Raw genomic sequence first — 17,746 nt, forward strand, 5'->3', positions numbered from 1 at the left:
TCAATACAGAAATCATTTGTACTTTTGCAGGCCAAAAATAGTTTGGGAGTTAGAACAGGACGGGCTTCGGGCGCGAATAAAGAATGCTTCATTTCCCTAACGACTAAAAAACCAAACTAGATATTCGCGGGCGTGGCGAAATTGGTAGACGTGCCAGACTTAGGATCTGGTGCCGCAAGGCATGGGGGTTCGAGTCCCTCCGCCCGTACGGTTTAATTTCGAATGAGTGAATGCGTGAATGCGTGAATAAGCCATCCAAGGGCTGTTCCGGTAAACATTCACTCATTCACTCATTCTTACATTCAAAATTATTGCCTCGTGGAAATTGCATTAGAAAAATCAACGGAAACCAACGCTTCGCTGAAAATCAAGCTATCGAAAAGCGACTATCAGCCGGAAGTAGATAAGAAATTGAAAGACTACGGACGTCGGGCCAGCATCAAAGGGTTTCGTCCGGGCAAAGTGCCGACGTCGTTGATTCAGAAAATGTACGGCAAAAGTGTGCTGGTGGAAGAAATCAACGAACTGTTGAAAAATACGGTCAGCAACTACATCCGCGACAATAAATTGCAGGTGGTTGGCGATCCGCTGCCCGACCGCGAGCAGGCCGATGCCATCGACTGGGATAGTCAGAATGAGTTTGAATTCAATTATAACCTGGGTCTGGCTTCGGACTTTGAAGTCGATTTCGACGCCTTACCACCGGTACCGTCTTACGAAATTCAAGCGGGTGAAACCGAATTGAATTCCACCATCGAAGAACTGAAAACCCGGTTTAGCGGTCAGGCTCATGTTGATGAGTCGGCCGAGGGCGACATGATTTATGGTGAACTGAAGCAACAGGCGAAAGAAGACGGCGAACCGTTTGCCACCAAAACCGCTTTCCCAACCAAGCAAATCGCGGCCGAAGAACTGCCGAAATTTGTCGGTCTGAAAAAAGGCGACACGGTTACCTTTGATATTCAGAAAACATTTGTTGACGAAAAAGCCCGCGGGCTGGCGACTGGCCTGAAAGGCGAAGAAGCCGCCAATCTGGAAGGTGAATTTACCTTTACCGTCGATGACATTACCCGCAGCGAACCGGCGGAAATCGGCCAGGAGTTTTTCGACAAAGTGTTGGGGAAAGATGCCGTTGAAACGGAAGAGCAGTTCCGTGACAAAGTGCTGGAAGTGATCAAAGGCAACTACGGACGGGAGTCGGCGACGCTGGAACGACTTGATATTGAGCAGGCTTTGCTGGATAATATTACCATCGAACTGCCGGACGCTTTCCTGAAGCAGTGGCTGCTGACTACCAACGAAGGCAGTGTGACGGAAACCGAAGTGGAAGAGCAATACGATGCCTTCGCCCGTTCGGTGAAGTTGCAACTGATCAAAAATAAAATTGCCAGCCAGAACGAGATCAACGTGACCTACGAAGACGTGATGAACGTGACGCGGGGCATGGTGCGCGAGCAGTTTGGCTTCTACGGCGATGATGAGTCGATGAGCCAGAGCATCGACAAGATTGCCCAGCAGTATTTGATGGATGAAAAAGGCGAAAATTACATGAAAATGTACAACCGCCTGTCCGACGATAAAGTGATCGAGTTGATCAAAAGCAAGTTGACGCTGGAGCCGCGGACGGTTTCTGTGGATGAGTTTAAGGAATTGGTGAGTACGCGTCAGCCGGTGTAATATTCACCCTGTCAGCGCCGGGCCGACGTTTCGGTCGCAGACCCTGACAGCGGTGGAATTGTCCAAAGAATCGGGTTTTAATGCCCACCGCTGTCAGGGTCTGCGACCGCTGACGGGGTGGGCATTAAAACCCGATTCGGTTTCGGTCGGTGGGTGGAACAAAATGGCGGACGACTTCGACCAGAGCCATGTCTTCGGCTTTCCGTTTCCAGTAGGCCACTTCCATCCGCAGCTTTTCGATTTCCAGGTCTTTTCGCTCCTGCGCGGTCTTCAGGGTTTCGACCTGGTGAACCACTTCGGCCGGATACAATTCCTGATGAGGGGGAATTTCGCCCGACAGCAATTGGGCCGCCGTGGTGCCGAGTGCCGTCGCAATTTGCTGCAAGCGCGAGATCGTTACATCCGTTTTTCCCCGCTCAATGTCCCCGTAAGCGGTGGTGGAGAGGCCCAGCATGTCGGCCATATTTTCCTGCGAATACCCCTTCTGTTGGCGCAGTAAACGGATTTGGGAACTTATAGTCATGGCGTCTCAAGAAATTCTGATAATATAATAAGTCAAACCGACTATCAAAACCGGGTTTGATTGCCCATTTTTGTATCGTAACACGGACGAAGGGGAAGTTGGTTTCAAAACCGGTTTTCAGTCTTTAACCTGCCTTTGTTCCGGAAAAAAAAACGAAGGCTGACAACCGGATACCAGAGAGTGCGTTAAGTTTGTATTTTCGTTGCGCTAAACAGAAGAATAATCAGTATGAATCAAGGAAATGAATTCCGCAAATTTGCCGTTCACCACATGGGTCTGAACGGGTTGACGGTGGATGGCTACGTGAACCATACCGTTGAAAATATGACCCGCTCCGTGATTGAAGAACGTCCGATGAACTTCCGCGAAGTCGACGTTTTCTCCCGGCTGATGGCCGACCGGATCATCTTTATGGGGATGGGCGTGGATGATAACATCGCCAACATCATTGTGGCCCAGTTGCTTTTCCTGGAATCTGCCGACCCAAAAAAGGACATCCTGATGTACATCAACAGCCCCGGTGGCTCGGTGTATGCCGGTTTGGGAATTTATGACACCATGCAGTATGTCCGGCCCGACGTTGCCACGGTTTGTACGAGCCTGGCCGCTTCGATGGGTGCGGTCTTGCTTTGTGGAGGAGCCGCCGGCAAACGCTCGGCACTGCCCCACGCCCGGGTGATGATTCACCAGCCGTCGGGGGGCGCCCAGGGCCAGTCGGTCGATATCGAAATCACCGCCCGGGAAATTGTGAAACTGCGGGATGAACTCTATGAAATCATCGCGGATCACTCCGGAAAAACGAAGGAGCAAATCGAAAAAGATTCCGACCGCGACAAGTGGTTCCGGGCCGAAGAAGCCAAGGAATACGGCCTGATCGATGAGGTATTGCGTCGGGAAAAATAAGATTCGGAAAATCGAATACCCAAAACGGAAACTGTCTGCGACGGTTTCCGTTTTTTTTATCGGGAAAGTCACTACATTTAGCTTCTTCCTCTAAACTACTGCTATGAAAAAGAATATCCTGATCGGACTTGTCGTGTTATTCGTTGGTATTCAATTCATTCGGCCCGAAAAAAATGAAGGGCCCGCTGATACACCCCAGGACGTTACGCATTTTGTGACGGTACCGGATGCGGTGATGACCACCCTGAAACGGGCGTGCTACGATTGCCATTCCAACCACACGACTTACCCCTGGTATGCGAACGTCAGTCCGGTGAGCCTGTGGCTGGCCAATCACGTCGATGAGGGAAAGAGCGAATTGAATTTCTCCAATTTTGCCCAGTACGACAAAAAGCGCATGGATCACAAGCTGGAAGAAATGGCGGAAGAAGTGGAGGAAGGGCACATGCCTTTGCCGGCCTATACGCTGATTCATCAGGATGCCAAATTGAGCGAAGCCCAGCAGCAACTGCTTGTCGAATGGGTCAAAACGGAGCGGGCGCGGCTGGGGGTCATTCCCGAAAAATAAAAAGCCGCTACGAAAGTGGCCGGATTGTGGCGCAAAAGCCGGGTTTGGTTTGGTTTCCAATCCCGTATCGTTTTCTGAATGCACCCTCATCAATTACCCAACCGAATTTTCTAGTATATTTGTTTTGGCACGGCCTGGTTCCCCAATGGGTCCTGCTTTTTTATCAGTTGAGCCGGAACCCGGTGGCTGAGACCCAACGTTAAGCGAAAACGCGATCTAAATCGTTTAGAAAAATTTTTATGCCACAAGTGAGCTGTTCGTTCTGCGGACGACGGAAAAACGAGGTGTCCCTCCTGCTGTCGGGCATCGATGCCCATATTTGTAACTTCTGCATCGAGCAGGGCCATCAGGTGGTGCTGGAAGAAACCAAACCCAAACGGTCGAATCCGGAAGACCGCCCCAACTTCAATCTCGTCAAACCGATGGAGATGAAGAGTTACCTGGATCAATACATTATTGGGCAGGACGAGGCCAAAAAAGTGATGACCGTTGCCGTTTACAACCACTACAAACGGTTGATGCAGCCGCCAACGGATGACGAAATTCAGATTGAGAAATCGAATATAGTGATGGTCGGGGATACGGGAACCGGTAAAACCTATCTGGCGCGGACCATCGCCAAAATTTTGCAGGTACCTTTCTGTATTGCCGACGCCACGGTCATTACCGAAGCCGGGTATGTGGGCGAAGATGTAGAAACCATTCTGACGCGTTTGTTGCAAGCCGCCGACTACAATGTCGAGAACGCCGAGCGCGGCATCGTTTACATCGACGAAATCGATAAAATTGCCCGGAAATCGGACAATCCGTCCATCACCCGCGACGTAAGCGGGGAAGGCGTACAACAGGCGATGTTGAAGCTGCTCGAAGGGTCCATCGTCAATGTGCCGCCCCAGGGCGGGCGCAAACACCCCGACCAGCGCATGATTGCGCTCAACACGGAAAACATCCTGTTCATCTGCGGAGGAGCTTTTGACGGCATCGACCGGCACATTGGCAAACGCGTCAATGCCCGGCCCATCGGTTTTTCGGGTGGCCGCCGGTTGAACCAATCGCTGGAGCGCGCGCACCTGATGCGGCACGTATCGGCGCAGGATTTGAAATCGTTCGGTCTGATTCCGGAATTAATCGGCCGTTTGCCCGTTCTGACCTACCTGGAACCCCTCAGTCCGGAAGCCCTGCGCCGGATTCTGACAGAACCCAAAAACGCCATTACGAAGCAGTATGCCAAGCTGTTCCAGATGGAAGATATTCAATTATACTGGGACGATCTGGCCCTCGATTACGTAGTCGATCAGGCGATGGTTTATAATCTGGGAGCCAGAGGGTTACGCTCGATCTGCGAGTCGATCATTACGGATGCCATGTATGAGCTTCCCTCAACGAAGGAAGTGAAGGAATTGACCATTACGGTCGACTACGCCCGGGAGAAATTCGGGAAGTCGTCACTGCACGTTCTGCGGTCGGCCGCCTAGCCCGACGGACTGGAACCGGAATAGGCCCGGTTCCAGTCCGTCAGATTTTTTTTGGGAAACAGAACAAATACGGTTTTGGGAAGTTTTGGATACGAAGCAACCATCATGCTTCATTAAAACCTCAATTATACCCGTATGAAAACTTCTTCCCGAAACGTGATTTACGCGTTGATCGCCACGGTTTTATTCAGCGCCTGCAGCCGTCCCTATGCCACCTACCAGAAAATGCCCGTCGAGCATTATGGCAGCCGGAAAACCCAAACCCCGGTAGCGGTGCCCACTGAAACGGTTCTGGCGACAACCCCTCCGGAGGCAGTAAGTTCTCCTTCGCTTTCTCAACCCATTGCTGTCAGTCCACAGATAGCTGTCGTCAACAACCCGTCAGCGGAAATGGCAAAAGCCAAAGCGGCAGTTGACCAGGTCGTAGCCAGCAGTGCCAACAAAGTAACGGGCAATAAGCTACAGAAAAGCATGGCCCGCATCCAGAAGATGCTGGGAGCAGAAACCACGCAAACGGCTATGGAGGCCCGCAAAGCCGGTGTGGCCAAAAAGCCCAATCTGGCTGAACGGCTGATGTTGAAAAACGTCGATAAAAAAATCAGGAAAACGCTTGCTCCCCACAACCCCAACGCACCCAAAGCCGTCAACGTCATCGTGACCGTGGGTGCCATTGTGGCTCTGGTCGGTTTGATTTTATACTTAGCCACGACTTCCAACGCCATTGGGATTACGCTGCTCATTGTTGGGCTTGTCCTGCTGCTGGTCGGTTTGATCGTCTGACGGAACGTATAAACGCGCCCGGTTTCAAGAACCGGGCGCGTTGACTTTCCGCCATTCTGGCGTGAAATGACCGTTTTTAGGTGCGGTAAATAAAATTATCCGTTTGCCTATCGACTTTTTTGTAAAAAGTAGAGTCAAGTTTTGCAGGGATGCTAATGATTCTGCTTTTTTGCCCCTAGTTACAACGAATACACATTACTCATCTAATCTCCATTTTACATTTCATGAGAACATTTTCCAAACTGGCAGTGTATGCACTGCTTTCTTCAGCTTTGTTGAGTGCCTGTAGCCGTCCCTATGCTACCTATCAGAAAATGCCGGTCGAACGCTTTGGCAGCCGTCAGGAAGTGCCTGCGGTTCAGGCCGCACCAACTCCGGCGGAAGACGTAGCGGTAGCAGCGGTAGAAACCCCGGCCCTGACGCCCGCTGAGCAGGCAACGCCCCTGACTACGGCGGCAGCGCTGAAAAACGTTGAGCAGAAACTCCAGGAAACCGTTGCTCGCAATGATAATAAACTGGCCGGTAACAAAAAGCTGGAGAAGCGGATGGCCCGCGTTCAAACCATGCTGGCAGAAGCAAGTGCCAAAGCCGCTACCACCACCACGAAGGCATCGGCTTCAGCATTGACCTCGACGCACAAAATGAATCTGGCGGAGCGGATGATGATGAAGAAAATCGACAAGAAGATCAAAAATTCGCTGGCACCGGACGACACAAAAGCCATGAGCCGGACGCTCCGGGCGGGTGTTATTCTCGGTGTGGTCGGTTTGATTTTAGTCATTCTGGGCATTCCGGTCTTGTCGTTGATTGGTCTTTTGGCACTGATTGCCGGTCTGGTGCTGATTCTGGTGGACGTGCTCGCGCAGTCGTAGCAAATCGCAACCGCTTCGGTCATAAAGACAAATTAGTTTGGCGTAGTAATCGACTTCCGGGTTGGCTACTGCGCCAAACTGTTTTCAGACTTCCCGGTTATAACCTGTACACACCTTAAAAGCAATGGAATGATGAGTGAGAAACCGGTTATTGTGTTGATTCACGGCCACGGCGTCGATGCGGCCATCTGGAACGCAGTGTATGACGGGCTGAATACCCACTACCGCATTATAAAACCCGATTTTTCGGAACAAACCCGGCACGAATCGATGGCTGCCTACGCCGAGGACCTGTTCAGTCTTCTGCAATCGTCGGAAATCGAATCGTGCGTATTGGTGGGCCATTCGATGGGGGGCTACATTGCGTTGGCTTTTGCCGAACAGCATCCCGGGCTGGTCAGCGGTCTGGTGTTACTCAATTCAACGGCTTTTGCCGACGATGAAGCCAAAAAAGAGGCCCGGCAGAAGGCCGTTGAAACCATGCAGGCTAACGGTTCAGCACCTTTTATCGCACAAACCGTTCCTAAGATGTTCGGGGAAACCTTCCGTAAAAACCATACGGATGTGGTGCAGCAGTCCGTCCAACAGTATTCGGTCCTTCCCGCTGATGCCCTCATTGCGGGCGTCAGGGCCATGGCTTCGCGCCCCGACCGGACGGCGGTTTTGAAAGCGGCCGCTTTCCCGGTATTGATCATGGCGGGGCAGCAGGATCAGATCGTACCGATTGAAAAAAGCCGGGAATTGTTCACCGCGATTCCCAACGCGAAAACCGTAGTCCTGGAAAATGCGGGCCATCTGGGCATGGTCGAAAGCCCGGACGACGTCATAGCGGCCATCCGTGATTTTATGGCTGGTTTATAGCAACACGATTGTACGAAGCTCCTTTTCGCCCGGCCGGGTGGCGGTTTTGGCGACGGGAAAAATTCCCACCGGCCGACTTTGAACCTCTGTCGGCCATTGATGGTTATCAAAAGCAGGCAGTCAGGCCTGCTTTTTACATTTTTAGCAACGATTTATCGTCAGAATGCGTAAAATTGCAGGCTGAAAATCAAGTACCTGAAATTAGTAATTCGCTTAATCCAGTTTCAAAATGCTTTTCAACGTCTATCCGCTCTACGACATCGAACCCATTCGGGCGCAGGGCAGCTATTTATGGGACACCAAGGGGGATCGTTATCTCGACTTATACGGTGGTCACGCGGTTATTTCAGTCGGACATACCCATCCCAAATACGTCAGGGCGTTGACGGAGCAGTTGAACCGGATTTCATTCTATTCCAATTCGGTACGGATTCGGCAGCAGGAAGAGTTGTCGGAAAAATTGGGCACCCTGTCGGGCTACCCGGATTACGCGCTGTTTCTGTGCAATTCCGGGGCCGAAGCCAACGAAAACGCCCTGAAACTCGCGTCGTTCCATACGGGTCGTAAAAACGTGGTGGCTTTCAAAAAGTCGTTCCACGGCCGAACCGCCGGAGCCGTAGCCGCTACGGACAATCCGTCCATCGTAGCCCCCATTAACTACAACGAACACGTTACGTTCCTGCCGTTTAACGACATCGAAGCCGCTCAGACCGGTATTACCGACGAAACCTGTGCGGTCATCATCGAAGGCATTCAGGGCGTTGGCGGGATTCAGGTCGCTTCCGATGCGTTTCTGCAAGCCCTGCGTCAGAAGTGTGACGAAACCGGCACGGTTTTGATTCTGGACGCGGTGCAGTGTGGCTACGGTCGTTCGGGTAAGTTTTTCTCCCACCAGTTCAGCGGCATTACGCCGGATCTGATCACGATGGCGAAAGGTATGGGTAACGGTTTTCCGATTGGCGGGGTGCTGATTTCGCCAAAATTCCATGCGACTTACGGTTTGCTCGGCACCACCTTCGGCGGCAACCACTTGGCTTGTACGGCCGGTATTGCGGTCTTGGACATCATGCAGGAAGAGAATTTGATCGAAAATGCCGCCCAAATCGGCGAATACATCATGGATGGCGTTCGGCAGATTGGCGGTTACAAAGACCTGCGGGGCCGGGGTTTGATGATCGGGATCGAATATGATTTTCCGGTCGAATCCCTTCGAAATTCGTTGCTGTTCGAACACCGCATCTTTACGGGCGTTGCGGGAAAAAACACCATTCGCCTGCTGCCTTCGCTGGCGCTGGGCCGTGAAGAAGTCGATGTATTTCTGGAAGCATTGAGCAAAGAAGTGCGCGTAGTTTCTTAACCGCTTAAACCTGACTCTGCTACTAGAAATGACCAATTTTTTAGCGTACGACGACGTAACCGATTTGAATGCCCTTATTCAGGAGGGATTGAATGCCAAACAGAATCCTTTTGCCGATCAGTCGCTGGGCCGCAACAAAACGATTGGCCTGATCTTCTTCAATTCCAGTCTGCGGACCCGCATGAGCACCCAAAAAGCTGCTCAGAACCTCGGCATGAACGTCATCATGATGAACGTGGGGCAGGATAGCTGGGGACTGGAGATGGAAGAAGGAACCGTCATGAACGGCGACAAGGCCGAACACGTGAAGGAAGCGGCCGCCGTGGTCGGGAAATATTGCGACATCGTAGCCGTTCGGGCCTTTGCCGGCCTGAAAGACCGCGAGCAGGATTACCGGGAAGTGGTGATGAACCAGTTCAAAAAATACGCCGGAGTTCCGATTGTCAATCTCGAATCGGCCACGCGACATCCGCTGCAATCGCTGGCCGACTGCATCACCATCGAAGAGTTCAAAGTCCGGAAACGTCCTAAAATCGTGCTGACGTGGCTCCCGCATTTCAAACCGCTTCCGCAGGCCGTGGCCAACTCATTTTGCGAGTGGATCAACCACATGGACGCCGAGTTTGTGGTGACGCACCCCGAAGGCTACGACCTGGCACCGGAGTTTGTCGGCAATGCCCGCGTATCCTACAACCAGGATGAAGCCTTTGAGGGGGCCGATTTTATCTACGGCAAAAACTGGTCGTCCTACCAGCAATATGGGCAGGTGTTGACCCAGGATGCGTCGTGGATGGTGACGATGGATAAAATGAAACTGACCGACAACGGCAAATTCATGCACTGCCTGCCGGTTCGGCGCAACATGAAAGTAACGGATGAGGTGCTGGACAGTCCGCAGTCGCTCGTGATCGAACAGGCCGCCAACCGGGAATGGTCGGCGCAGGCGGTATTGAAAGGTGTCTTGCAAGGATTATGAACAGTCTGACAATCATTAAAATAGGCGGAAACGTCATCGACAATCCCGACGCACTGACCCAGTTTCTGGCTTCGTTTCGCGGAATTCACGGGCATAAAATTCTCATTCACGGGGGCGGTAAAATTGCTACGCAGGTTGCCGAGAAGCTGGGTATTTCGACCACGATGGTCGAAGGCCGACGGATTACGGACCAGCCGATGCTCGATGTGGTAACGATGGTGTATGGCGGGCTGGTTAACAAGCAGATTGTGGCGAAGCTACAGTCCCTTGGCATCGATGCCATCGGGTTGACCGGCGCGGATGCCAATACCGTCCTTTCGAAAAAACGGGCGGTGGGCGCGATCGACTACGGTTTTGTCGGCGATATTGAAGAGGTCAATTCCGGCCAGATTCAGTATTTTGTCCGGCAGAATCTAACCCCGGTTTTTGCACCCCTGACCTACGACCGCACCGGAAGTTTGCTGAATACCAATGCCGACACCATGGCATCGGCGATTGCCGTCGACATGGCGATTCGCAACGAGGTGACGCTCGTCTACTGTTTCGAGAAAAAGGGGGTTTTATCCGATCCGGACAACGACGACAGCGTAATTGCCGAACTGACGCCCGAAAGTTACGCCGATTACAAAAGCCAGGGAGTCATCAACAAAGGCATGATTCCCAAACTGGACAACGCCTTCAAAGCGGTGGAAAAGGGCGTCAAACGCGTCATTATCTGCCACGCCAACCAGGTGGCCGAAGCCGTGAGCGGGAGTGGTGTCGGCACGGTTTTGCGCTCGGGCGTTCCCGCCTAGCCAACCACCCGCCGGATGCCGACGTACCGTTGCTGGTAGTAACTGGCGTGGAGCCAGTCGTAACGCACCCCACCATTCCAGGCCGAATGGATGAACTTGATGCGGTCACCCACAATCTCGACAATCATGCCGACATGTCCGATATGACGGTCGCGTGAACTGTGGCCTTTGAAGAAAATAAGGTCGCCGGGGCGGGCTACTTCCTGATCGATTTTGACACCGACGTTGCCCTGAGCGGCACTGGAATGCGGTAAGGTAATCCCGAATTTACTGAAACAAAACCGGGTGAAGCCGGAACAATCGAAGCCGCGGGGGGAAGAACCGCCGGAGCGATACCGCGATGAAATGTATTTTTTGGCGTAACCAAGAATGTCGTGAACCAGAGGAATTCGCTCGTAAAAAGAGGTTGAGTCTGCGACGACTGGTGATTTTGTCGAATGCTTTTTAACGATTCGTTTTAGCGGGCTATGGGCTTGAGCAATGCCAAACGAGACAACGCAAAGCGCCGTCAGGAGCACTTTTCTAATCATAAATTAGTAGGTCAAGTCAAGTTTCGATCTCTAAAAATAGAACCGTTTGCTAAAAAGTCCAAACAATTTACTGCTTTTTCCACAGTGGTAACAAATAAATAATGGTGGGCTTTCTGGCTCTAATAGACGTAGGCATACGGCTAAACCACTGAGGGTAAGCGGGTTTTAGGGCCCGTTAGGGTGGCGGAAATGGAGGAGAACTTGATGCCGCTTACTAAAAAGTCAGTTGGGCTGCATTTCGAGCAAAACAACCTGGGTCCACTGGTTTTTGCCGGTATTGTCGTCGGACATCAACACCAGAATTTTTCGGCCATCGACGTCCTCGCCCCAGGCCATGCTCTCCAGGTTGTCGGGTCGAAAACCGTTCCGCCCGTTGAAATCGAAAGCCGGTTTTTCTTTCCGCTTGACGAGTTGCCGATGCGTTTCGTCCACCTGCGCTTCATAGAGTTTCACCGTGACAGCCTTCGTAGTTTTTTCGTAACAGCGTTCCAGCACCAGTAGCCGGGTTTCGTCACCCGGAACGGAAATAATTTCCGACACCCCGCCGAGGGCTTCGTTGGAGTCGCTCGGGCAGACATTCCGGTCGATCTCGTAACTGAACTCGGCGTCGAAGACCACTGAGCCGTTGCTTTTTTTATACCGGTAAAAATGAATCAGCGGATTATCAGTCCGGGCTTCTTCCCGCGAACCGGCTTCGGGCGCAACCCACAGATACTGAGGAGTTACGGCCAATCCCTCGATGCCTTTGTTTTTTTTGGGAATGGGCATGGCGTGGGGCAAGGCCAGTCGCTGGAGGGAATCGCCCGGCTGTGGAAGCGAATGCCGTTTAAAACCGACGTAGGATTCCCGGTCATTTTCGACGGCAAAAAAATAGGTATCCAGGGCCGGATCATACCGCACGGCTTCGAGGAAAAGACCCGTTTGAAAGCTCGAATCAGGCTCGCAAACCCAGTCGGAAAGCTGATGAATGGTTTTGAAAAGGTGATAGGCTCCCCGGTCTTCGGCCAACTGCCATTCCTGTCGCCCCGAAATGTATTCTATTCCGGAAATATTGTGGAGGTTGCGACTGCGGGGCAGTGTCAGGTAGTCTTTAAAAGCAAAAGTTAGCGTTTGGCTTTGGGCCGAAAGCGTGCAGACAAGACCGAAGACAATGCCCAGGAGGTTTTTCATAAAGCAAAGTACGGTGCGCGGTGTCAAAAGACAAAATACAAAAACCGCCCGTCCTCACATGATTATGGGAGGGCGGGGTGCGACGACTTCGGCCTGGGACGTCGGAACCGGGCAACGAACGGTGATTGTTGTGCCTTCACCGGGCTGCGAGCGGATATCGATTTCGCCACCCAGTCGGGCCATGCGCTGGTGCATGTTGGTCAAACCGCTGCCGGTGCGTAGCGAGGCCGGGTTAAAACCCACGCCATTGTCGCGGATCACCAGCCCGAGGGTTTCCTGGGCCACCGTCAGATTGATCGTAACCGTGTGGGCGTGGGCGTGCCGGACGATGTTGTGCAGAATTTCCTTGTAGATCAGGAAAAAATCGCGCCGGTGCTGGGTGGCGAGCAAACCCGCCGGGAGGTTCTTCTGAAACGTTATTTCCAGGTCTACGGGCGTATGTTCAAACAGATTGTAGGCGGTTTCTTTCAGACGCAGGCTCAACTGCTCCATCGAATCCTGGGCAGAGTTCAGGCTCCAGATGATTTCCCGCATGGCCGACATGACGTTCTGAGCGGTCTCGCCAATGATGGTCAGGGCCGTCCGTACTTTTTCGGGCTGGTGGTCGAGTTGTCGGATGGCCACGCCACTCAGGATGCTGATGCCGCTGAGGTCGGAGCCAATTTCGTCGTGCAGGTCGCGGGCGATGTCGTCGCGAATCCGTTGAAGTTGCTGCTGTTTGCGTTCATTTTCCTGCAATTGTTCAATAAGTTGAGCCTGGAATTGAATTTTTTCCCGCTCGGTTTGCCGGTTTAGCAATGAAATGCCAACGGTAATGCAAATGGTTTCCAGCACAACGCCAATCTCCATCGGAATCATCGGAAAAGTAAACGGCGCATCGGGCTGGCGGCTGTCCCAGCCAAACTGGTGCATGACCAGGCCCAGGAGCGCCCCCGAAACGTAGAACAGGGTGCCGGTAATGAAAAATGATACCACCTGATTTCGCAACCGGAGAATGCGGGGAACGGTCGCCAGGGCACAAAAACAGACAAAATACCGGCTTGCGATATAGAATGCCCGCTGGAATGGGCCATCCGTTGTACCCGTCAGAAATTTGATGGAATCGAAGACAATCAGCAACAGGGCCAGGGCGGCAATTGCGTTGATCAGCCGAACGCTCACCCGATCGTTTGTCCGCAGATCCATTAGTGCAATGGCAAAACGGCCATAAATGATGAAAGAAAAGCATTGAACGACGCTTTCGGCCAGCAATGCCCGGTTGGTCAGGTCATCCGGGGCATGGGTGTCGATGTAAAAATGACATAAGTCGTTGAGATGGAAGTAGCTCAACAGGCTGATGATGTAGGCACTATAGAGAAAATGAAGCCGCTTCCGGTGCCAGACATACGAAATCAGGGTGTAGACCAGCATCATGCACAACATGCCATCCAGAAAAATACGCAGGGTTGGGTAGTCGGGGGAACGGTTCATGCGGGGTAGGGTCAGTCGATTCTACAAACTACACAGGACAGGGTATTATTTTGCTACCGTTTACAAAAATGCGTATTTCTACGTAATCACCAGGGGTTTGTCCCGTCACATGATCATGGGATTGACGGGCGTTTCGGGTGAGCCTACCTTTGGGCTGGTTCTAACAAACGACGGCTTCCGCCTGTATCCCGGCCATGAAACAAGTTCTTTACCTCACACTTTTTGTCGTAGTCATTTTTACTCTGTTTCAGTGTAAGAAAAGCACCGACCCCGTCACCCCCGGCAGCACCACGCCCCCCGTCAGCGGGACATCGGTGACGGGCACCAGCACCGCGCCCCTGGTCAACACGGCCACCGCACCCACCACGTCTGCTGTGGCATCGACCTCAGCCACGGCATCGGGGGTGATCAGTGGCAACGGCGGGTCGGCCATTAGCCAGCACGGTTTTGTCTACAGCAAAACCAGCCAGACGCCCACCACCGCCGACAGCAAAACCGAACTGGGAGCCACCAGCGGGCCGTTTCCGCTGACGATCACCGGCAAGCTAACCGGCCTGGAAGCCAACACGACCTACTACCTGCGTGCCTATGCCACCAACGACAAAGGAACCGGTTACGGAACCGTGGCCCAGGTGAAGACGGCGGCTGCTACCACATCCGTGCCCGGAGAACTGAGCGGGACCTGGGTTGAACGGGCCAAATTTCCCGCCGATCCGCGCAATGATTTCTGGTTGGTAGCCGTGAACGACAAGGTTTACCTGTTAGGGGGCTACAGTGCTACACAACGGTTTTACGACGCCTGGGAATACGATCCGGCGGGCAACCGCTGGACCGAAAAAGCCAAAACCGCTTTTACGCAATCGGCCATTTTCTTCCCGCCCATTCGACCGCTGGTTGCTAACGGAAAGATCTTTTTCCCGGCTGGGGTTGGCCCAACGCCGTATGATGTGAAAGCCAACGTCCATGAGTTTGACCCGGCAGCGAACAAATGGTCGGTCAAAGGGGCTTTGCCAGCGGGTTTCGACCCCGGTGGAACGGCGGCTTTTGTGATTGGCGACAAGGCGTATTTTGCCGGACACAGCAGTTCGACCGGTTTTGTCAAGAAGGTGTGGGAATACACGATTTCGTCCGACAAGTGGTCGCAGAAAGCCGATCTGACTGGTCCTTTATCGGGCGGTTCGATTGGTGCCAGTATAAATGGTAAAGGGCTGGTCATTGGGGCTTCTGAAACCGGTCAGCCGATTTCGACGCTCTCGTATGATCCGGCGACGGACAAATGGACAACCGCATCTACCCGGGATTACCTCGGTGCGGGTGGCAGTTCAAAGTCGCTCGGATTCAGTAGCGATCGAATCGTGGAGTACAACACCTGGACGGGACAGCAATACCGGGATGGCGTGATGCCCATTGTCCTCACGCTGGACCCCCTGAAGGTGACGCCCCAGCTTACCAATCTGTTGCCATACCCTAAAGCCTGCGATGCTTATCCGAGAAGCAGTCTGAATATCGTGCACGTTGGTGAACGGATTTTTGCGGTGATTAGCAACACCAAAGACGTATCCAATCTAACGGCCTGCGATAAGGAGGAAATGGGGAAACTCTATGAGTTTGTGAAAAAATAAGCGACTGATTCTGACCATTCCATCTAACTGATTCCTCCATGAGAACGCGTCTTTTTTCGCTTGTGATTTTCACAAGCCTGGCGATAGCCTTGCTCCATTGCAAAAAATCGGAACCCGATCCAGCTACGCCCGGCGGCACCACCCCCCCCGGCAGCAACACCTCGGTGACGGGGGCGGCCACCATCCCGGTTGTCAAAACCGCCCCGACCATCACCGGCATTGCCAGTACCTCGGCGCAGGTGTCGGCGGTTCTGGGGAGTAACGGCGGGGAAGCCATCACGCAGCACGGTTATACCTATGCCGAAACCGGAAAGGAATCCAAACAAGTGAGCCTGGGGGCTACGAGCGGCCCGTTTCCGCTCACGGTTACTGCCAAACTGACCAACCTGCTGCCCAATACGGCGTATACGGTTTACTTTTTTGCAGTGAACAAAGTCGGGCAGATCAGTATGAAGGTGGAATTCAAAACGGAAGCCGTTCAGGCATCTGCCGCTAAAACGGTGTTTACGCCATTGGGTGAGCTACCGTTTACCAGCACCTTTGCCATCAAATTTCTTACAGTTGGAAATCGCCTGTTTGCCGCCGATAATGCCATTGGAAATGGCTATAAAGTATATGAATATGAGTTGACGGCAAATCGATGGGTTGAAAGGGCTGCCTTTCCGTTTATCGAGGGAAGTTCATACCTGCCTTACAGCCGAATTGGTGTCATTGATGGCAAAATTTATACGGTTACCGAGCTTACCTCTACCGGGGGATTTGGACAATACATCTGTGTTTATGACCCGGCCACCAATGTTTGGACAAAGACCTTCAGTTCACGCATTCAGCCCTTGGGAACCGTATCGACGTTGGCTGGGCCCGGAACATTTGCTGTCGACGGAAAACTATACACATTTGGGGGAGATCAGGTGAATGCCATCACGGAGCTGGATGTTAAACTGAATAAGATAACCAGGCAAGTTGAATTCCCGCTGAAGAATGTGTCGGGCGATTTCAAATACTACACAAAGGGCGGGTTTGTTGCCAATGACAAAATCTACGTTGCGGTTGGACTGGTTGCATCAACCAGTACGTATGGTTTGTATGAATTCGACCCGAAAACGGCCAAATGGACCGAAAAAGCGAAGAATCAAGGCACCCTAAGTGACTATGAGCAGTTTGCCGTCCTGAATAACAAAGCCTATGCGCTGCTTACACCACACCGGACGTCCACCAACCGATCCGATGGGCAAATGCCGGTTTATGATCTTGACCGAAACGAATGGTCGACGACGCCTATCAAGCTTTTTATCAGTGACATTGGTGGCGACAATCTGAGCACCTATTCCGACATCAATGTGGGCGTTGCTGGTGGGCGCGCCTTTGTGGGGGGCGGTAAGTTAAGCCGGAATGGTACCAGTACCGCCGTTAAAAAGTTTTTCGAATTCAAACCTTAAGTGGGCACCAGGCTGGCGTAAGATGTTACGGATTTTACGCCAGCCTGGTGCACATTTTTAAACCAATAAAAACATGAAAATTTGTTTGCATTTTCTACACATCGCTCTGTTGATCAGTCTGGTTGTCGGCTGCAAAAAAGACAATGAACCCACCAGCGGTCTTTCGGCCAAGATTCAAAACATCGTTCCACAGGCAACACTGGACGATTTAAAAACCAAGGGGTTGGTTATCAACCAGGGGTCACAGCCGCCCAACATTGAGGGTGTTTTTGAAGTAAGTCCGTACCGATTGTTGAGTCAGTATAGTGACAAGGATAATTTCCAAAAGGGGCGGGTGATCGGCAATTACAAATACCGGTTTTATCAGCAGCAGGGCGATGTGGTTCAGGTCGATTACAAAAACGCTTCAGGATCGGAAACGGGTACGGGCAAAGGGGCTTTGCTAGCCGGATCGGGTAATAAGTTCACGCTTTTTCTGGAGACAGCGGGTACGGATTCCGGTATTTCGTTCAAGGCACTGGACGTGGTATCGGGCGAAATCGGTCCGGACGGTATTCTGAATTTTCAAATCGGCTTAACGATGACCCAGAAAACCGGCGACGACAAGAACACCAGGCTGATTCCGATCAATCAGGCGCGCATCTGGGAAGACGGCGACCAACTGGCGAAGAAGGTGACGACGTATTGAGCGGTTGGCCGCCAGGCTCGAATTGAAAAACGATACTCATT

The 17,746-nt window shown here is 52.4% G+C and carries 17 protein-coding genes and 1 tRNA gene; 14 read left to right on the forward strand and 4 right to left on the reverse strand.

The annotated features are described in order from the left end of the window. The first annotated feature begins 126 nt into the window (after nucleotides 1-126). Both ACO064_RS22735 and tig read left to right on the forward strand, forming a co-directional pair. Nucleotides 127-208, forward strand: a tRNA-Leu gene (locus ACO064_RS22735). A 110-nt stretch (nucleotides 209-318) separates the two neighbouring features. Next, nucleotides 319-1,677, forward strand: a complete 1,359-nt coding sequence (gene tig / locus ACO064_RS22740; RefSeq protein WP_421829511.1) for a trigger factor — start codon at nucleotides 319-321, stop codon at nucleotides 1,675-1,677. Between the two features lie 124 nt (nucleotides 1,678-1,801). On the opposite strand, the gene ACO064_RS22745 is transcribed toward tig, so the two are convergent. Next, the gene (locus ACO064_RS22745; RefSeq protein WP_421829512.1) at nucleotides 1,802-2,200 is read right to left on the reverse strand and encodes a helix-turn-helix domain-containing protein; all 399 of its coding nucleotides are present in this window, start codon (nucleotides 2,198-2,200) and stop codon (nucleotides 1,802-1,804) included. A 228-nt stretch (nucleotides 2,201-2,428) separates the two neighbouring features. Between ACO064_RS22745 and ACO064_RS22750 the strand changes: the two genes are divergently transcribed. From ACO064_RS22750 to argB, 9 genes are all read left to right on the forward strand, one after another. Next, nucleotides 2,429-3,103, forward strand: coding sequence for a ClpP family protease (locus tag ACO064_RS22750; RefSeq protein WP_114409442.1), 675 nt, complete (start codon nucleotides 2,429-2,431; stop codon nucleotides 3,101-3,103). 103 nt (nucleotides 3,104-3,206) lie between these two features. After that, nucleotides 3,207-3,671, forward strand: a complete 465-nt coding sequence (locus tag ACO064_RS22755; RefSeq protein WP_421829513.1) for a heme-binding domain-containing protein — start codon at nucleotides 3,207-3,209, stop codon at nucleotides 3,669-3,671. A gap of 239 nt (nucleotides 3,672-3,910) precedes the next feature. Next, nucleotides 3,911-5,146 (forward strand): ATP-dependent Clp protease ATP-binding subunit ClpX, encoded by a 1,236-nt coding sequence (gene clpX / locus ACO064_RS22760; protein ID WP_421829514.1) that lies wholly within the window; start codon nucleotides 3,911-3,913, stop codon nucleotides 5,144-5,146. A gap of 135 nt (nucleotides 5,147-5,281) precedes the next feature. Further along, nucleotides 5,282-5,926, forward strand: a complete 645-nt coding sequence (locus tag ACO064_RS22765) for a hypothetical protein (protein ID WP_421829515.1) — start codon at nucleotides 5,282-5,284, stop codon at nucleotides 5,924-5,926. Nucleotides 5,927-6,150: 224 nt separating this feature from the next. Further along, entirely contained in the window at nucleotides 6,151-6,798 is a 648-nt protein-coding gene (locus ACO064_RS22770) for a hypothetical protein (RefSeq protein ID WP_421829516.1), read from the forward strand. Between the two features lie 129 nt (nucleotides 6,799-6,927). Then, nucleotides 6,928-7,659, forward strand: a complete 732-nt coding sequence (locus ACO064_RS22775; RefSeq protein WP_421829517.1) for an alpha/beta fold hydrolase — start codon at nucleotides 6,928-6,930, stop codon at nucleotides 7,657-7,659. Between the two features lie 229 nt (nucleotides 7,660-7,888). Continuing rightward, on the forward strand, nucleotides 7,889-9,016 hold the full coding sequence (locus ACO064_RS22780; RefSeq protein ID WP_421829518.1) for an aspartate aminotransferase family protein: 1,128 nt from the start codon (nucleotides 7,889-7,891) through the stop codon (nucleotides 9,014-9,016). Between the two features lie 28 nt (nucleotides 9,017-9,044). After that, nucleotides 9,045-9,992: an N-acetylornithine carbamoyltransferase gene (locus ACO064_RS22785; RefSeq protein ID WP_138989550.1), complete on the forward strand. Its 948-nt coding sequence runs from the start codon at nucleotides 9,045-9,047 to the stop codon at nucleotides 9,990-9,992. Next, nucleotides 9,989-10,786: an acetylglutamate kinase gene (argB, locus tag ACO064_RS22790; RefSeq protein WP_421829519.1), complete on the forward strand. Its 798-nt coding sequence runs from the start codon at nucleotides 9,989-9,991 to the stop codon at nucleotides 10,784-10,786. Before ACO064_RS22785 ends, argB begins: the two co-directional genes overlap by 4 nt. On the opposite strand, the gene ACO064_RS22795 is transcribed toward argB, so the two are convergent. The 3 genes from ACO064_RS22795 to ACO064_RS22805 form a co-directional block, all read right to left on the reverse strand. Beyond that, nucleotides 10,783-11,313 (reverse strand): C40 family peptidase, encoded by a 531-nt coding sequence (locus ACO064_RS22795; RefSeq protein ID WP_421831054.1) that lies wholly within the window; start codon nucleotides 11,311-11,313, stop codon nucleotides 10,783-10,785. The two genes, argB and ACO064_RS22795, sit on opposite strands and share 4 nt — an antisense overlap. 225 nt (nucleotides 11,314-11,538) lie before the next feature. Continuing rightward, nucleotides 11,539-12,486: an esterase-like activity of phytase family protein gene (locus ACO064_RS22800; RefSeq protein ID WP_421829520.1), complete on the reverse strand. Its 948-nt coding sequence runs from the start codon at nucleotides 12,484-12,486 to the stop codon at nucleotides 11,539-11,541. Nucleotides 12,487-12,540: 54 nt separating this feature from the next. Next, nucleotides 12,541-13,956, reverse strand: coding sequence for a histidine kinase (locus tag ACO064_RS22805; protein ID WP_421829521.1), 1,416 nt, complete (start codon nucleotides 13,954-13,956; stop codon nucleotides 12,541-12,543). A 194-nt stretch (nucleotides 13,957-14,150) separates the two neighbouring features. On the opposite strand from ACO064_RS22805, the gene ACO064_RS22810 reads away from it, so the two are divergent. The 3 genes from ACO064_RS22810 (at nucleotide 14,151) to ACO064_RS22820 (ending at nucleotide 17,705) form a co-directional block, all read left to right on the forward strand. Beyond that, nucleotides 14,151-15,578 carry a kelch repeat-containing protein gene (locus ACO064_RS22810; protein ID WP_421829522.1) on the forward strand — a complete coding sequence of 476 codons (1,428 nt, stop codon included), beginning with the start codon at nucleotides 14,151-14,153 and terminating at the stop codon, nucleotides 15,576-15,578. A gap of 38 nt (nucleotides 15,579-15,616) precedes the next feature. After that, entirely contained in the window at nucleotides 15,617-17,017 is a 1,401-nt protein-coding gene (locus ACO064_RS22815; RefSeq protein ID WP_421829523.1) for a hypothetical protein, read from the forward strand. A 73-nt stretch (nucleotides 17,018-17,090) separates the two neighbouring features. After that, a complete protein-coding gene (locus ACO064_RS22820; RefSeq protein ID WP_421829524.1) occupies nucleotides 17,091-17,705 on the forward strand; it encodes a hypothetical protein in 615 nt (204 codons plus the stop codon). The last annotated feature ends 41 nt before the right edge of the window (nucleotides 17,706-17,746 follow it).

Source organism: Larkinella sp. (assembly GCF_965227735.1).
Classification (GTDB): Bacteria; Bacteroidota; Bacteroidia; order Cytophagales; family Spirosomataceae; genus Larkinella.